Origin of the sequence: Brachybacterium ginsengisoli (assembly GCF_002407065.1) — a bacterium.
Taxonomy (GTDB): Bacteria; Actinomycetota; Actinomycetes; order Actinomycetales; family Dermabacteraceae; genus Brachybacterium; species Brachybacterium ginsengisoli.
Genome location: NZ_CP023564.1, coordinates 3,731,747 through 3,747,529, shown reverse-complemented (window position 1 = coordinate 3,747,529; position 15,783 = coordinate 3,731,747). Strand labels below are relative to the sequence as shown.

Here is a 15,783-nt window from a genome sequence, read left to right as displayed (position 1 = left end):
ACCGACGGATTCCCCCGCCTAGATCGACCCTCTCCCACGGTGATTCACCCCCTCCTTGCCCCCGCGGGGTCACATACTCTTCCCCCATGCCGCCCACCACGGAGAACTTCCAGGTCGATCTGCGCGGGATCGTCGAGATCCTGTCGCACAACCTGTACTCGAGTCCGCGCGTGTACGTGCGCGAGCTGATCCAGAACGCGCGGGACGCGGTCGTGGCGCGTGGAGAGCACGGAGACCTGCCGCCGGTCGAGCTGGTCGTGGACCCGGTCGCGGGGGCGCTCACGGTGCGTGATCACGGCATCGGCCTCACCGAGGCGGATGCGCGCAGCCTGCTCTCCACGATCGGCGCGTCCAGCAAGCGCGAGGAGCTCGCGGCGGTGCGGCGCGAGTTCCTCGGCCAGTTCGGGATCGGTCTGCTCTCCTGCTTCCTCGTCGCGGACCAGATCGAGGTGACCTCCCGCAGCGCCCGTGACCCGGAGGCGCAGACGATGCGCTGGGTGGGCCGCGGGGACGGCACCTTCACGGTGTCGCCCGCCCCCGAGCCGCTCGCCGAGCCGGGCACCCTGGTGCGTGTGCACGCCCGCTCGGACGAGGCCGAATGGGTCGGCGCCGATCGCGTGCGCCGGCTCGCCGGCGAGTACGCGAACCTCCTCACCGTCCCGATCACGGTCGCCGTGGCGGGGGATCCCGAGTCCCCGGTTCAGGTCAGCGGGAACACCGCCCCCTGGGACCTCTCCGAGGACGAGGCCGCCGACTGGTGCGAGGAGGTCTTCGGCTTCGACCCGCTGGCCAGCTTCCCCCTGGATGTGCCGATGCTCGGGATCCGCGGCACGGCCTTCGTGACCGGGACGGCGGCGACCGGTCGGGGACGCGCGGGGGACCGGGTGTTCTCCCATGGCATGTCCGTCGCGTCCGACAACACGCAGCTGGTCCCGGAGTGGGTCAGCTTCGCGCGGGTCGCGATCGAGGCGGGATCGCTCGGCCTCACGGCCTCGCGCGAGTCGCTGCATGAATCCAGCTCCCTCGCCACGGCGCAGGAGGAGATCGGACACCAGGTCCGAGCCGGCATCGAACGGCTCGCCGCCGGGGACCCGGAGGTCTTCCAGCGGTTCGTCGACGTGCACGGGCCGAGCCTGCTCGCCCTGGCCGTCGCGCACCCGGAGATGCTGGAGTTCGTGGCACGCCACTTCATCTGGGAGACCAGCGCGGGGGATATGCGGCTCGTGACGATGCCGGCGCGGATCACCTTCACCACCGACCAACGGGAGTTCAGCACCTACGCACCCCTGGTGCATGCGCAGGGCGGGCTGCTCGTCAACGGCGCCTATGCCGACGGTGCCGAGATGCTGCGGGCCTTCAACCGGGCGCAGACCCGCCTCACCGCACGCGAGTTCGAGCTGCCGGCCCTGCTGAAGGACCTCCCGGCCCCGCGCGGGGAGGACGCGGCCCTCGCGGAGACGATCGGCGGCACGGCGCGGACCGTGCTCGACGCGTTCGGGGTGGCGATCGAGGTCCGGGCTTTCCGCCCGGTGACCCAGCTCGTGCTCCATGTGCCCGGCCGCACCGCGGGTTTCACGTTCGAGGAGGAGGCGGAGGACGACCCGTGGGCCGAGCTGCTCGGCGGCGCGACGTCTCTCGAGCCCGCCGACCCGGTGGACCCCCGGCCCACCCTCGTGCTGAACCTCCGCGCCCGGGCGGTGCGCGCCCTCAGCGGCGGCCTCGCCCCGACCGCGCGAGCCGATGCGATCCGTGCCCTGCACCTGCTGAGCCTTCTCCAGGCCGGCATCCGCCTGAGCGCCGAGGAGCAGGCGGCCCTCGCCGGGGCGCTGGAGACGCTGCTCGTCGCGGCGGCGACCACCGAGCACCGCACCGAGGAGGACAGGGGATGACGATGATCCGATACGACGAGGTCGCAGGTCTCACCGGCGAGAAGGCGCAGCGGGTGCAGGCGCTCATCGACCGGAGCACCGCGATCTGGGACATGCCCGACTCCCTGGAGACCGTCCGCGCCTGGGAGGAGCAGATCGCGGCCTGCGAGGCGGAGGGCGTGCCCCACCTCGCCGCGAGCGGGCGTTTCGGCCAGTACGCGCTGTACAGCACCGGCGGCATGCCTCTGGCGGCGCTGGAGGCGTTCGTGCGGCTCATGCAGATCGTCAGCCGCTACGGCGACCACATCCGCCCCGAGAACCTGCAGGCGTTCCTCGGCACGGTCGCGAACCTGGTGGTCACGGTGGGAGAGGACCCGGCCGTGACGCGTCCGCAGCTCGAGCGGGTCGTCGACCTCGTCGAGCAGCAGACGGTGCGGTACGGCTTCGACCTCGCGAACGTGACGCTCGCGCGCGCCTCGCTCGCCGTCCTCTGCGGCGAGCAGGAGCGCGCGCTCGAGCTGCTGGATCAGTGGCAGGGCATCGGCAGCGCCGAATGGCCGCCGTTCGACGCCAACACCGTCACCCGCGAGGCCATGATCCTCGAGCCCTTCGACCCGGCCGAGGCCGCTGCGACGCTCACACGGCGCTTCACGGCGATGGGCGTGGAGCCGGGACCGATCGACATGCACCGGGACGACAGCCGCCAGCTCGTGCTGCTGCGGGCGGAGATCGGGTCGCTGTCCGCCCGCGCCGGGAAGAAGGACGTCGCCTCCCGCATCGGCGACGAGCTGATCGACCAGCTCGGCATCGACCGCCTCCTGCGGACCGCCAAGGTCCAGGATCTGCTGCTCGTGCTGGAGCATCGGCCGGACGACGCCCGCGTCGTCGCGGACTTCGGACTCGAGAACAGCGGGCTCGACCACGTCGACTGGCGGCTCCAGGCCTCTCTCGCGCGCAGCCGCGCCCTCGACGACCCGGCGGGGGAGGAGGCGACCCTCCTGCGTGCCCTGGCGACGGAGGCCGCTGCGGCGCACGATGCCCGCGGCGGGACCGACCTCCACACCCGAGAGCTGCAGGACTTCTGGTTCGCGGACCTCCCCGCCGCCGCACCGGGGGACGGCAGCGCTGACGAAGACCCGGACGAGCGGGCCGAGCGGATCCTGCGCGCCGGATGGATCCCGCGGCGCACCTCGCCGGTGACGATGGAGTCCGTGCCCTTCGCGATCAAGGACCGCTACGTGGCGCTCCACGAGCAGGCGATGTCGGTGACCGAGGCCGGGTCCGACCCGGAGGTCGAGGCCGTCGTCGAGGCCACGATCGCCCGCAGCCGGGAGCTGGGCATGCCGTCGGCGGAGTTCGTCGCCCGCCTCATGCACGTCTTCCATGCCTATGAGGCCGACGACCATGAAGCGCTGGTGCTGCGCTTCGCGACGGCTCAGGAGGCTCAGGCGCTCGCACCGGACGGTGTCGAACCCGCCCTCGAGAAGGCCGCCGCGGGGCTGTTCCTGCCGGTGTGCTTCATCGCCCTGGATCTGCCGACGATCCCCCTGGACCGGCTCGGGGCGATGATCACCGCGGAAACCGCCCTGCGCGCCGTGACGGGGATGCCGACCACGCCGATCGCCGTGGCGGAGCTCGCCCGAGCGGCCCAACTCGGGCAGGACGCGGAGTACGGTCCGCTGTTCGAGGAGGTCCGCACCCGGCTCGCGGCCGATGCGGGCGACGTGGACCCCTTCGACGTGCAGCTCGATCTGGCGCGGATCCTCGCGCCGGTGGACGCCAGTGCTGTTCCCGGGCTCGTCGCGGGCGTGCTGCGTGCATCGAACGACCCGGCCCAGCAGCGGGCGGCTCTCGCCTGGACCGTCTGGGGTGCGCTCCAGGAGGGCGAGGGGGCGGACGATGCCGTCGCCGCGGTGATCGCGCAGCTCGAGGCAGTCGATCGGGACCTCGAGGAGTTCGGGGACCTGCCGCGGTCGGTGGTTCTCGAGGTCGCGGCCCGGATCCCGGAGGCACGGGGATGGGTGCTCGACGCGGCGCTCGCGGACACGACCCCGGGGGATCCGACCCATCTCGACACCTTCGCCGGCGCGGCGCGCCTCCTGCTCGAGCACGCACCGGCCGACGAGCGCGGGCCACGGCTGCGCGAGGACGCGCGCCGGATCGCCGCGGCCCTCGACCGGCGGAACGGGAACGCGGTGCAGTCCGAGCGGCTGCGCACGAGGTTCTTTCCGGAGGGGTGAGGTAGTCCGAGGACCCGCCGTCCGTGCAGTGCGGGCGGCAGGTCCTCGGCTCGAGGCTCAGCCCGCGTGCGCCCCCGTCAGCAGCTCCACCGACCGCACCCGCTGCTCCGCCCGCACACCGAAGGCGACCACGTCGGAATCGACCGAAGGAGAAGTCCCACCATGGACGTCACCGCCTACCTCGATCCCTTGGGCGATCCCCTGCCCGTCCACTGTTACCTGGCGCGCATCTGGGTTCCCGGGCGAACTGAGCTGCAGGCCCGGAACACCGCGGACGACGCGTCGGCGACCATCAGCCTCCCGTTGTGGAGAGAGGATCCCTCGTGACCGAGACCGTCGCACTCCGCCCCCTGCGCGTCACGGACGCCGCCGAGATGACCCTCGTTCTCGCGCACCCGGGCCTCTACCGGTACACGGGCGGGAAGCCACCCAGCGAAGCCGATCTCGAGAGGCTGTATGCCATCCAGACCCGGGGACGGTCTGTCGACGGGACCGAGGAGTGGCTCAACGACATCGTCGTCGTCGGGGACGACCAGCGAGCAGTCGGCTTCGTCCAGGCGACCCTCCCGGCCGATCAGCGGCTGGCGGAGATCTCCTGGGTGATCGGGCTCCCGTGGCAGCGGCGCGGATACGCGGGTCGCGCGGTGCAGCTCCTCGCGGACGACCTTCGCGCCCGAGGAGTCACGCAGCTCATCGCTCACATCCACCCGGGCCATGAAGCGTCTCAGCACGTCGCGCGACGGCTCGGCATGACCCTTTCCGACACCGTCGTCGATGGCGAGGAGCAGTGGAGTGGGTCCCTCGGCTGAGGTGGGCACGCGCTTGCGCAGAGTTGGAAGCGCTCACGGTCGAGGACCCGGCACCGGCGTCAGATGCCGTCCCTGAGGGGCTGAGCGTCGCGGGCAGAGGCGCCGCGTCATTCCGCCGGCTCAGCCCGCGTACGCCTCCGCCAGCAGCTCCACCGACCGCACCCGCTGCTCCGCCCGCGGTCCCTGGTGGGCGATGATCAGCTCATCGGCGCCCGTGGACTCCGCGAACGCCGCCACCTTGTCCCGCACCACGTCGGCGGTGCCGACGGCGCTGTAGGTCGCCATCTGGTGAAGGTGCTGGGCCTGGGGCGCGTTCAGCAGCTCGTCGGCCTGCTCGTCGGTGTACTCGGTGCCAGGGCGCAGCAGGAGCGCGACGCGGCTGCGCATCATCTCCTGCTGCTGGCGGTCGGCGTCGGCCTGGTCGTCGGCGGCGATCACGTTGAACCCGGCGATGACGTGGGGCTTCTCGAGCTGCTCGGAGGGCTGGAAATTGCTGCGGTAGAGCGCGATCGCCTCATGGAGGGCGCCGGGGGAGAAGTGCGAGGCGAAGGCGTAGGGCAGGCCGAGGGTGGCGGCCAGGCCGGCGCCGAACAGCGAGGAGCCGAGGATGTACAGCGGGACGTCGGTGCCCTTGCCCGGGTAGGCGTCCACGCCGGGGATCCGGGACTGCCCCTGCAGATAGGCCTGCAGCTCCATGACGTCCTCGGGGAACGAATCGGCCGAGGCGCCGCTGCGGCGCAGCGCCCGCATCGTGTTCTGATCGGTGCCCGGCGCCCGCCCGAGGCCCAGGTCGATCCGGCCCGGGTGGAGGGTCTCGAGGGTGCCGTACTGCTCGGCGATCACGAGCGGGGAGTGATTGGGCAGCATGACGCCGCCCGCTCCGAGCCGGATGGTGCTGGTGTGCGCAGCGACGTGGGCGATCAGCACCGAGGTCGCGGAGGACGCGATCCTCGCCATGTTGTGGTGCTCGGCATACCAGACCCTCCCGTATCCGTTCGCCTCCGCGGCCTGGGCCAGGGCGACCGTGCCCTCGAGCGCCTCCGCCGGGGTTTGACCACTGGCAGCGGTCGCGAGGTCGAGGATCGAGAGCGGGACGGGCATGAGGGGCCTTTCAGCGAGGGGCGGCGCCGGCAGGCCCGGCACCACGAGGAGCAACGCCTCGCGAGCCGTTTCTCTTCCTGATCCCGGAGCCGGACGTCCGCACCCGTCGGCCGACTACCGCCAAGAATGCTCCGGCGCGTACCCGAGCACGCGCCGGGCCTTGTCGATCGAGAGCAGGGTGCCGTTGCCGGCGATGTCGCCGTGCACGGGGACGTCCGGGAACACCTCGGCGACGAGCTCGCGGTTGTCGCGGGTCATGACGGTGTCCGCCGCGGCGACGATGAACCGGTCGAAGCCGGTCTCGGCGTGCTCGAGGGAGCGGCGCACGGCCTGGGCGGCGTCGCGGCCGTCCACGTAGCCCCACAGGTTCCACTCCCGGGCGCTGGCGTCGGCGTCGAAGTCGGGGAAGCGGGCGTAGTCCTCCTCGTCCATGACGTTCGAGAAGCGCAGCGCGATGATCTTCAGATCCTCGTGCCAGCGGCACAGCTGGATCGAGAGCTGCTCCTCGAGGTGCTTGGACAGCGAGTAGTGGGACTCGGGCCGGGCGTCGTACTCCTCGTCCACCGGGATGTAGGGCGGCGGGGTGACGAAGGGCAGGCCCAGCACCGTCTCGCTCGAGGCGGTCACCACGTTGCGGATCCCCGCCTTCAGGGCGGCGGTGAGCACGTTGTAGGTGCTGAGCATGTTGTTCTGGAAGGTCGCCGAGTTCGCGGCGAGGCCCGGGGCGGGGATCGCGCTGAGGTGCACGAGCGCGTCGAAGCCGTCCGGCGCCTGCTCGTCGATGCCGGTGAGCGCATCGAGCACCTGGCCAGCGTCGCGCAGGTCGATCTGCACGAACCCGTCGCCGCGCTCGCCCGCCCGGTCGAGGTTCACCACCTGGTGACCGTTCTCGCGGAGATCCCGCACCACCGAACGTCCCAGCTTGCCGGAGCCACCTGTCACTGCGATTCTCATGCGCACATCGTGCACCCTCGGCGGCCGGAATGGGACGTGCGCCGTCGTCGTGAGATGGCTCGGTCCGGCGCGGTGCGGCCGACGGGCACGACGCCCCCTCACCGCCGCGCGGCTCGCACCCCCAGCACCCACGCCAGCACCAGTGCCACCACGATCCCGTTCAGCGGCGCGATGCCGAGCCCGTACCGGTTCGACACCCATGCCACCACGCAGCCCAGCACGTACGGCACGAGCGCCTGCCAGCGCAGCTTCTCGCTCAGCGTGGACAGCTCGGGCTGGCCGCTGCGCCAGCGGGCGATCCAGTCGCCGATGAGCACGCCGCCGAGCGGCGGGATGAACACGCCCAGCAGGCTGAGGTAGCCCACGATGTGCCCCTCCACGCCGAGCAGCGCGAGCACGGTGCCGATCGCGACGCCCACCATGATGAACGGGCCCTTGCGGGTCGAGTTCGCGATCTCCGCCCCGGCGACGCCGAAGGCGTAGGCGGCGTCGGCGTTGGACTTCCAGAGGTTCCCGAACAGGAAGAACAGGCCCCAGCCGATCATGCCCATGCTCAGCAGCAGCGTGGTGAAGTCACCCTCGCCGAAGGCGAGCGCGGAGACGGCGCCGAAGAACACCATCAGCCCGTTGCCGATCACGAAGCCCATCGCGCTGGCGGTCACGGCGTCGCGGCCGCGCCGCGCGAAGCGGGTCCAGTTCGCGGCCTGGGTGCCGGCGGAGGCGAAGGTGCCCACCACCGTGGTCACGGCAGCGGCCCAGGTCAGCGTGGTGGTGGGTGCGATCGCGAAGAGTCCGCCGATGCCGCCCACCTCCCCGAGCGCCATGCCGGTGATCCAGAACGCGAGGATGAGGATCAGGGGAGTGGAGACCAGCGAGACCCAGTACATGCCCTCATAGCCGTACAGCGCCGTGAACATCATCAGCGCGGAGACGCCGATCATCACCAGCGCGGGCGCCCAGCCGCTCTCCCAGCCGAAGGCGAGCGCGGTCATCTGCCCGATCGAGCCGACCGCCACCCCGTACCAGCCCACCTGCGTGCCGCCCAGCAGCAGGGACACCACCTTCGAGCCGACGGTCCCGAAGGTGTACCGCGACATCACCACGGTGGTCAGGCCCGTGCGGGCGCCGAGGAAGCCGATCGCGGCGACGTAGGCGCCGAGCACGGCGGAGCCCACCAGCAGCACCAGCAGGAACTCGGAGAAGGGGAAGCCCACGCCGATGCTCGCCCCGGCCATCAGGGTGGGCGCGAAGACGGTGAACCCGATCAGCACCACGGAGATCGAGACCACGCCGCGGCGGGCGGAGCGGGGGACGGGCGTGACCGGGTAGTCCGGGTCGACGGGCGGGGCGGCGCCGTCCTCTCGCAGATCGGCGGTGGTCATCGCTGGGAGCCCTTGGCGGATGCGGTCAGCTCGTCGGCCTCCACGCCGATGTCCTCGCTCCAGATCTCGGGGCGCTCGGCGATCATGCGCTCCATGAGCCCGACGCACTCGGGATCATCGAGCACGTCCACGATGACGCCGCGCTCGCGCAGCAGCGCCTCGGACATCTCGAAGGTGCGGTTCTCGCCCACCACGATCCGCGGGATCTCGTAGAGCATCGCCGTGCCGGCGCACATGATGCAGGGGGAGAGGGTCGTGTACAGCACGGACTCCCGGTACACGCTCGCGCGCAGCCGACCGGCCTTCTCGATCGCGTCGGTCTCGCCGTGCAGGATCGCGGAGTCCTTCTGCACGCGCTGGTTGTGGCCAGCGGCGAGCACCTCCCCGTCGTGCACCAGCACGGCACCGATCGGCACGCCGCCCTCGTCCCAGCTGGCCTTCGCCTGCTCGATCGCGAGGGCGAGGAAGCGGCGATCGTCCTCGGCGGTGGGGGTCCAGGTCATGGTGGTGCTCCTGCGATCGGGGAGGGGAGGGTCGCCTGGAATCGTAGAGCCGATGCGCCCTGCGCCGCGCGCCCGCCCCGGGGGCGAGACCGCACCGAGACCTGTTCCGTGAATCGGCTGACCCGGGCGTGCGCGCGATCGCCGACCGATCCATCGACTCCGCGGACACCTCGTTCTGGGACACCCTGCCCACCCAGGAGTGGTGCACCCCCGACGAGTGAGGCCGGCGCGGACCACCGCTGACCGCGCACCTCACCCCTGCAGGCCCCGGCCAGTCGCTCGGTCGACCGGAACTGTCAGATGGCGAACCACTTTCAGCGCCTTTCTGGTTCGTGATCTGACGGTTCCGCGCGGGCCGATGGGCTGACGATTCCCCGTCCACCCCTGAGACGCCACGTCACGAGAAGGTCACGGCGCCCTCTCGCCCTTCGCCCCTGCTCCTCGAGAGCCCAGGATGGCCGCACCCCGCTGCAGGCGCACGGGACATGACCATCCTCCCCTCGTGCAAGGAGCAGCCATGTCCTACATCCAGCCTGCTGATCTGGTGGATCGGCTCACCGCCGCCGGCGCCTCGAAGGTCACCTACTCCGCCCCCGTCACGCTGCTGCGAGCCTTCATGGCCGGCGCGATCCTCACCCTCGGCGCCGCCTTCGCCGTCACCGTCTCCACCCAGACCGGTCAGCCGCTGCTGGGCGCGCTGCTGTTCCCCGTCGGCTTCATCATGCTGTACCTGCTGGGCTTCGACCTGCTCACGGGCGTGTTCACGCTGATGCCGATGGCGCTGATCGCCCGCAGGCCCGGGGTGAGCGTCCGCTCGATCCTGCGGGTGTGGGGCCTGGTGTTCGTGGGCAACTTCCTCGGCGCGTTCATGGTCGCGGTGCTGATGGCCATCTACTTCACCTACGGCTTCTCCTCCGCGCCGAGCCCTGTGGGCGAGGCGATCTCCGAGATCGGCCACGGCCGCACCGTCGGCTACGCGGATCACGGCGCCGCCGGCATGCTCACCCTGTTCGTCCGCGCGGTGCTGTGCAACTGGATGGTCTCCACCGGTGTGGTCGGCGCGTTCATGACCGACAACATCCTCGGGAAGATCGCCTGCATGTGGATGCCGATCATGCTCTTCTTCTACATGGGCTTCGAGCACTCCATCGTGAACATGTTCCTGTTCCCCTCGGGCCTGCTGCTCGGCGCGGACTTCACGCTCCTGGACTACCTGATCTGGAACGAGATCCCCACGGTCCTCGGCAACCTCGTGGGCGGCGTGGCCCTGGTGGGGCTCCCGCTGCTCTACGCCCACGGCCGACGCACCCCGGCGCTCGCCGGCGCCGTCCCGGCCTCCGCCCCGTCGGCCTCCGCCCCGTCGGCCACCGCGGCGCCCGCCGCCACCGGCGCCCCCTCCGACGTCACGACGGACGCCCCCGCCGAGACCCCCGCCCTGGTGGGAGCGCCGCGATGAGCGCCCGCATCGTGGTGATCGGCGCCGGGATGGCGGCGCACCGACTGGTGGACTCGCTGGTCACCCGCGCCGAGGAGCGGATCAGCATCACCGTGCTCGGCGACGAGGCCCGCCACCCCTACGACCGGGTGGGCCTGACCCGCTACTTCGAGCACCACAGCCCCGAGCAGCTCACCCTCCCCGCCACGATCTTCGCCGACCCCCGCGTCACCCTCCACGAGGGCGACCCCGCCACCTCGATCGACCGCGACGCCCGCACCGTCACCACGGCCTCCGGGACCACCCACCCCTACGACCACCTGGTGCTCGCCACCGGGTCCAGCGCCGCCCGGCCCCCGATCCCCGGCGCCGAGCTGCCCGGCTGCTTCGTCTACCGCACCGTGGAGGACGTCGAGGCGCTGCGCGAGCACGTCGAGTCCCGCGCCGCCCAGCTCGGCCGGCCCGTGCGCGGGGTCGTCGTCGGCGGCGGGCTGCTGGGCCTCGAGGCGGCCGGCGCCCTCCAGGGCATGGACGCCGAGGCGACCGTGCTCCAGTCCAGCGACCGGCTGATGTCCGCTCAGCTGGACCTCCCGGCCGGAGCGGTGCTGCGCCGCCTCATCGAGGCCCGCGGCATCACCGTGCGCACCGAGTCCCGCAGCACCTCCGTGCTCCCGGACGCCGACGGTCGAGCCCGCGCCGTCACCTTCGCCGACGGCAGCGAGCTGCCCGCCGACCTCGTGGTCTTCACCGTCGGTGTCCGCCCCCGCGACGAGCTCGCCCGTGCCGCCGGCGTCGACTGCGAGGAGCGCGGCGGCGTGCGGATCGACGCCACCTGCACCACCAGCGACCCGGCGATCCGTGCGATCGGCGAGGTCGCCTCCTTCGAGGGGCAGTGCGTGGGCCTGGTCGCCCCCGGCTACGCCATGGCCGAGGTGGCCGGCGACCGGATCCTCGGCGGGGACGCCACTTTCCCCGGCTACGACCTCTCCACCAAGCTCAAGCTCTCCGGCGTGGACGTGGCCAGCTTCGGCGACGCCTTCGCCACCACCCCCGGCGCCCTCGACGTGGTCTACACCGACCCCGTCAGCGGCGTGCACAAGAAGCTCGTGCTCTCCGACGACGCGAAGACCCTGCTGGGCGGGATGCTCGTGGGTGACGCCTCCGCCTACGGCTCGCTCCGCCCCCTGGTGGGCGGGCCGCTCGGCGGCGACCCCGCCGCGCATCTCCTGCCCGCCGGCGCCGCCGCGGCCCCCACCGCCGAGCTTCCCGACGAGGCCGTGGTCTGCTCCTGCTCCTCCGTGAGCGCCGGCGCGATCCGCCACGCCGTGCGCGAGCAGGGCTGCACCGACGCCGCCGCCGTCACCGCCTGCACCCGGGCCGGCGCCACCTGCGGCTCCTGCACCTCCATGGTCACCACCCTGGTCCGCTCCGAGCTCTCGGCGCTGGGCCGCACGGTCAGCACCGGGCTCTGCGAGCACTTCGACCTCTCCCGCCGCCAGCTGTTCGACGCCGTGCACGTCTCGGGGCTGACCACCTTCAGCGCCGTCATCGAGCGGTTCGGCCGCGGCCGCGGCTGCGACATCTGCAAGCCCGTGCTCGCCGGCATCCTCGCCCTGCTCGGCGGGGAGCACGTGCTGGACGGCGAGAACGCCACCCTCCAGGACACCAACGACCACGTCATGGCCAACATGCAGAAGGACGGCACCTACTCGGTGGTCCCGCGCATGCCCGGCGGCGAGGTCACCCCCGAGGGGCTCATCGTGGTGGGCGAGGTGGCGCGCGACTACGGCCTGTACACCAAGATCACCGGCGGCCAGCGGGTGGACATGTTCGGCGCCCGTCTCGAGCAGCTGCCGCAGATCTGGCAGCGCCTGGTCGACGCCGGTTTCGAATCCGGCCACGCCTACGGCAAGTCCCTGCGCACCGTGAAGTCCTGCGTGGGCTCCGCGTGGTGCCGCTACGGCGTGCTGGACTCCACCGCCATGGCCGTGCAGCTCGAGCTGCGCTACCGCGGCCTGCGCGCCCCGCACAAGATCAAGCTCGGCGTCTCCGGCTGCGCCCGCGAATGCGCCGAGGCGCGCGCCAAGGACGCCGGCATCATCGCCACCGCCCAGGGCTGGAACCTCTACGTGGGCGGCAACGGCGGCGCCACCCCGCGCCACGCCGAGCTGCTCGCCGAGGGCCTGGACGACGACGCCCTGATCCGCACCCTGGACCGCTACCTCATGTACTACGCCCGCACCGCGGACAAGCTCCAGCGCACCGCCCCCTGGCTCGAGGCGCTCGACGGCGGGATCGACGGGCTGCGCGCCGTGGTCATGGACGACTCCCTCGGACTCTGCGCCGACCTCGACGCCGCGATGGACCGCCATGTGGAGAACTACCGCGACGAATGGGCCGAGACCCTCGCCGACGCCGCGAAGCTCGCCCGCTTCGACTCCTTCGTCAACGCCCCGACCACCCCCGACCCCGGCCTCGCCTACGTCCCCGAACGGGACCAGCTGCGGCCCGCCCGTCCCGAGGAGCGCGAGCGCCCCGGGATCCTGATCGCCGGCACGACCCTGGAGGTACGAAGATGACCAGCACCCTCACCACCGCGACGCTCGCCCGGACCCGCTCCGGGCTCGCGCCCCAGCTCGCCGCCAACTGGGAGCGGCTGTGCCCGCTGAGCCATCTCGAGGTCGAGCGGGGGCGCGCCGCCCTGGTGGGCGAGGAGCAGGTGGCCCTGTTCCTCCTGCCGGACGGGGACATCCGCGCGGTGGACAACCACGACCCCTACTCCGGCGCGAACGTCATCTCCCGCGGCATCGTCGGCTCCCGCGGCGGCCGCCCCACAATCGCCTCCCCGATCTACAAGCAGGTCTTCGACCTCCGCTCCGGCACCTGCGTGAACACCCGCGGGAAGGACGTCCGACGCCTGCGGGTCTGGCCCGTGCGCACCCTCGACGGCGACCTCTACCTGCTGCGCGGCGGCGCCCGATGAGCGGGCCGAGCACGACGGTCGGGCGGGGCACCGTCGCGCTGGTGGGCGGCGGGCCCGGTCCGCTGGACCTGCTCACGGTGCGCGCCCTGCGCCTGCTGCGAGCGGCCGACGTGGTGATCGTGGACCGCCTGGGCCCCGGCGCCGAGATCCGCTCCGAGCTGCGCCCCGGGGCGCTCGTGATCGACGTGGGCAAGCGGCCCGGCCATCACCCCGTCCCGCAGGAGGGGATCAACGCCCTGATCCTCGAGCACGCCCTCGCGGGCCGCGCGGTGGTGCGCCTCAAGGGCGGGGACCCGTTCCTGCTGGGCCGCGGCGGCGAGGAGGTGCTCGCCTGCCGGGAGGCCGGGATCGAGGCCGAGGTGGTCCCCGGGATCAGCAGCGCGGTCGCCGTTCCCCAGGCCGCGGGGGTGCCCGTCACCCACCGCGGCATCTCCTCCACCGTGCACCTGGTCAGCGGCCACGACCTGACGGGCCCGCGCGGGCCCTCCGACGCGACCCTCGCCGCGCTCGCGGACCGCGCCGTGACCACCGTGGTGCTGATGGGCGTCGCGGCCCTGCCTGCGCTGGTCGCCGCGGCGCTCGCGCACGAGGTGCCGGGGGAGCGGCCGGTCGCGATCATCGAGAACGGGCACACCCCGCGCCAGCGCACCACCCGCACCACCCTCGCCGGGGCGGTGCACGCCGCGGCCGCCGCGCAGGTGCGCAGCCCCGCCGTGATCGTCATCGGCGAGGTGGCCCGCCCTGAGCTGCTGCAGCCGGTCGCGGCGGCGCCGCCCGCGACGCTGGCCGCCACCCCGTCCACCACGGAGCCCGCCACCGCGCCCACCGCGCTGCCCACCGCGGAGCACGCGGCATGAGCGCCGGCCCGAGCCCCCGTGGCCTCACTCCGCCGCGGCTCTCCGACGCCCTCGAGGGGCGGCGCCTCGTGCTCGCCCTGGACCGTCGGGCGGAGGAGCTCGCCGCGGCGCTGACCCGCCACGGCGCCGAGATCCTGCACGCCCCGGCGATGAGCATGATCCCGCACGTGGACGACCCCTACCTGCTGGCCCGCACCGCCGATCTCATCGCCCGCGCGCCCGAGGTGCTCGTGGCCACCACCGGCGTGGGCATGCGCGGCTGGTTCGAGGCGGCCGACGCCGCCGGCGTCGGCCCCGCGCTGCGCACCTCGCTCGCCGGAACCCGCGTGCTCGCCCGCGGCCCCAAGGCTCGCGGCGCCGCCCAGGCCGTCGGGCTCGAGGTGGACTGGGTCGCCGACGAGGGCACCTCCGCCGAGGTGATCGCCCACCTCCGGGACCTGGACCTGCAGGGCCGTCGCGTCGCCGTGCAGCACCACGGCTCCGGAGCCGACGGACTCGATGCCGCGGTCGCCGCCGCCGGCGCCCACGTGGTGGCCCTGACCGTCTACCGCTGGGGCCCGCCGCGCGACCCCGCCGCCGTGCACCGCTCCGTGCTCGCCGCGGCCGACGGCACCGTCGACGCGGTCCTGTTCACCGCAGCCCCCGGCACCGAGAACTGGCTGCGCGCCGCCGAACGGGCCGGGGCCCTGCCCCGTCTCGCCGCCCGCGTCCGCGCCGGCGAGCTGCTGATGGCGGCCGTCGGCCCCCTCACCGCCGCGCCCCTGCAGGCGCGGGGCCTGCCCGCGCTGCTGCCCACCCGCAGCCGGATGGGCGCTCTGGTGCGGGCCGTCGTCGAGCACTTCGATCCCGCCGCACGCGTGACCCAGGAGGCCTCATGACCGCGCTCATCGCCTGCTCCCACGGCACCAGCTCCCCGGAGGGGCGCGCCGTGATCGCGCGGATCCGGGAGAAGCTCGCCCTGGCCGTCCCGGACGCGGCCGTGCACGAGGCCTATGTGGACGTCGAGCTGCCCGAGGTGGCCCGCGTCGTCTCCCGCGCGGCCGCTGCCGGGGAGCCTGTGGTGGTGGTTCCGCTGCTGCTCTCGACCGGGTTCCACACCTCCGTGGACATCGCCGGGGCCGTCCTGCCCCATCCGCGCGCCGTCGCCGCCGCGGCGCTCGGCCCGCACCCCGCGCTGGTGCTCGCGCTGCGGGACCGGCTGGCCGCGCTCAGCGGGGGAGACGCCGGGCATCGGCCGGGCGATCAGGTGGTGCTCGCCGCAGCCGGCTCCTCCGATCCCGCCGCGGCGCGTGCCGTGGAGCACACGCGCGATCTGCTCGCCGCCCGCCTGCCCTGCCCGGTCAGCATCGGATACGGGGCCGGGTGCGCGCCCACCATCCCCGAGGCCGTCGAGGCCGCCCGCGAGGCCGGTGCGCTGCGGGTGATCGCCGCGAGCTATGTGCTGGCCCCGGGCCATTTCGCGAACCTGGTGCGAGGTGCCGGCGCGGACCTCGTCAGCGCGCCGCTCGGCGACCACCACGAGGTGATCCGGGTGGCGGCGATGCGGCACCGGGAGGCGCTCGCCACCCTCCCGGCGCGGAAGCGGATCCCAGGGTTCTCCCGGGCGGACCCCCGGAAGGTCACGGCGGGGTAGCAGTACCCCCACAGGCGG

The 15,783-nt window shown here is 73.0% G+C and carries 13 protein-coding genes; 9 read left to right on the top strand and 4 right to left on the bottom strand.

What is annotated here, in order from left to right:
* The first annotated feature begins 86 nt into the window (after positions 1 to 86).
* From CFK41_RS16725 to CFK41_RS16715, 3 genes are all read left to right on the top strand, one after another.
* Positions 87 to 1,889 (top strand): HSP90 family protein, encoded by a 1,803-nt coding sequence (locus CFK41_RS16725; protein ID WP_169928858.1) that lies wholly within the window; start codon positions 87 to 89, stop codon positions 1,887 to 1,889.
* Positions 1,886 to 4,108: a hypothetical protein gene (locus tag CFK41_RS16720; protein ID WP_096800696.1), complete on the top strand. Its 2,223-nt coding sequence runs from the start codon at positions 1,886 to 1,888 to the stop codon at positions 4,106 to 4,108. The genes CFK41_RS16725 and CFK41_RS16720 overlap by 4 nt, the downstream gene beginning before the upstream one ends.
* Positions 4,109 to 4,431: 323 nt before the next feature.
* Entirely contained in the window at positions 4,432 to 4,917 is a 486-nt protein-coding gene (locus CFK41_RS16715) for a GNAT family N-acetyltransferase (protein ID WP_096800695.1), read from the top strand.
* Positions 4,918 to 5,037: 120 nt separating this feature from the next.
* On the opposite strand, the gene CFK41_RS16710 is transcribed toward CFK41_RS16715, so the two are convergent.
* The 4 genes from CFK41_RS16710 to CFK41_RS16695 form a co-directional block, all read right to left on the bottom strand.
* Positions 5,038 to 6,018 carry an LLM class flavin-dependent oxidoreductase gene (locus CFK41_RS16710; RefSeq protein ID WP_096800694.1) on the bottom strand — a complete coding sequence of 327 codons (981 nt, stop codon included), beginning with the start codon at positions 6,016 to 6,018 and terminating at the stop codon, positions 5,038 to 5,040.
* A 114-nt stretch (positions 6,019 to 6,132) separates the two neighbouring features.
* Positions 6,133 to 6,972 (bottom strand): NAD-dependent epimerase/dehydratase family protein, encoded by an 840-nt coding sequence (locus tag CFK41_RS16705; RefSeq protein WP_096800693.1) that lies wholly within the window; start codon positions 6,970 to 6,972, stop codon positions 6,133 to 6,135.
* Positions 6,973 to 7,070: 98 nt separating this feature from the next.
* The gene (codB, locus tag CFK41_RS16700) at positions 7,071 to 8,354 is read right to left on the bottom strand and encodes a cytosine permease (RefSeq protein ID WP_096800692.1); all 1,284 of its coding nucleotides are present in this window, start codon (positions 8,352 to 8,354) and stop codon (positions 7,071 to 7,073) included.
* Positions 8,351 to 8,857: a nucleoside deaminase gene (locus CFK41_RS16695; protein WP_096800691.1), complete on the bottom strand. Its 507-nt coding sequence runs from the start codon at positions 8,855 to 8,857 to the stop codon at positions 8,351 to 8,353. Before CFK41_RS16695 ends, codB begins: the two co-directional genes overlap by 4 nt.
* A gap of 517 nt (positions 8,858 to 9,374) precedes the next feature.
* Between CFK41_RS16695 and CFK41_RS16690 the strand changes: the two genes are divergently transcribed.
* The 6 genes from CFK41_RS16690 to CFK41_RS16665 are packed head-to-tail and all read left to right on the top strand — an operon-like array spanning position 9,375 to position 15,765.
* Positions 9,375 to 10,313 (top strand): formate/nitrite transporter family protein, encoded by a 939-nt coding sequence (locus CFK41_RS16690; protein ID WP_096800690.1) that lies wholly within the window; start codon positions 9,375 to 9,377, stop codon positions 10,311 to 10,313.
* Positions 10,310 to 12,871 (top strand): nitrite reductase large subunit NirB, encoded by a 2,562-nt coding sequence (nirB, locus tag CFK41_RS16685; RefSeq protein ID WP_174705974.1) that lies wholly within the window; start codon positions 10,310 to 10,312, stop codon positions 12,869 to 12,871. Before CFK41_RS16690 ends, nirB begins: the two co-directional genes overlap by 4 nt.
* Positions 12,868 to 13,275, top strand: a complete 408-nt coding sequence (nirD, locus tag CFK41_RS16680) for a nitrite reductase small subunit NirD (RefSeq protein WP_096800689.1) — start codon at positions 12,868 to 12,870, stop codon at positions 13,273 to 13,275. Before nirB ends, nirD begins: the two co-directional genes overlap by 4 nt.
* Positions 13,272 to 14,132, top strand: coding sequence for a uroporphyrinogen-III C-methyltransferase (gene cobA / locus CFK41_RS16675; RefSeq protein ID WP_096800688.1), 861 nt, complete (start codon positions 13,272 to 13,274; stop codon positions 14,130 to 14,132). The genes nirD and cobA overlap by 4 nt, the downstream gene beginning before the upstream one ends.
* On the top strand, positions 14,129 to 15,010 hold the full coding sequence (locus CFK41_RS16670) for a uroporphyrinogen-III synthase (RefSeq protein ID WP_096800687.1): 882 nt from the start codon (positions 14,129 to 14,131) through the stop codon (positions 15,008 to 15,010). The genes cobA and CFK41_RS16670 overlap by 4 nt, the downstream gene beginning before the upstream one ends.
* Positions 15,007 to 15,765: a sirohydrochlorin chelatase gene (locus tag CFK41_RS16665; RefSeq protein WP_096800686.1), complete on the top strand. Its 759-nt coding sequence runs from the start codon at positions 15,007 to 15,009 to the stop codon at positions 15,763 to 15,765. The genes CFK41_RS16670 and CFK41_RS16665 overlap by 4 nt, the downstream gene beginning before the upstream one ends.
* Positions 15,766 to 15,783: the final 18 nt, after the last annotated feature.

Coding starts and splice junctions, on each gene's coding strand:
- CFK41_RS16725 (WP_169928858.1), top strand. CDS start 87: ATGCCGCCCACCACGGAGAACTTCCAGGTCGATCTGCGCGGGATCGTC.
- CFK41_RS16720 (WP_096800696.1), top strand. CDS start 1,886: ATGACGATGATCCGATACGACGAGGTCGCAGGTCTCACCGGCGAGAAG.
- CFK41_RS16710 (WP_096800694.1), bottom strand. CDS start 6,018: ATGCCCGTCCCGCTCTCGATCCTCGACCTCGCGACCGCTGCCAGTGGT.
- CFK41_RS16705 (WP_096800693.1), bottom strand. CDS start 6,972: ATGAGAATCGCAGTGACAGGTGGCTCCGGCAAGCTGGGACGTTCGGTG.
- codB (WP_096800692.1), bottom strand. CDS start 8,354: ATGACCACCGCCGATCTGCGAGAGGACGGCGCCGCCCCGCCCGTCGAC.
- CFK41_RS16695 (WP_096800691.1), bottom strand. CDS start 8,857: ATGACCTGGACCCCCACCGCCGAGGACGATCGCCGCTTCCTCGCCCTC.
- CFK41_RS16690 (WP_096800690.1), top strand. CDS start 9,375: ATGTCCTACATCCAGCCTGCTGATCTGGTGGATCGGCTCACCGCCGCC.
- nirB (WP_174705974.1), top strand. CDS start 10,310: ATGAGCGCCCGCATCGTGGTGATCGGCGCCGGGATGGCGGCGCACCGA.
- nirD (WP_096800689.1), top strand. CDS start 12,868: ATGACCAGCACCCTCACCACCGCGACGCTCGCCCGGACCCGCTCCGGG.
- cobA (WP_096800688.1), top strand. CDS start 13,272: ATGAGCGGGCCGAGCACGACGGTCGGGCGGGGCACCGTCGCGCTGGTG.
- CFK41_RS16670 (WP_096800687.1), top strand. CDS start 14,129: ATGAGCGCCGGCCCGAGCCCCCGTGGCCTCACTCCGCCGCGGCTCTCC.
- CFK41_RS16665 (WP_096800686.1), top strand. CDS start 15,007: ATGACCGCGCTCATCGCCTGCTCCCACGGCACCAGCTCCCCGGAGGGG.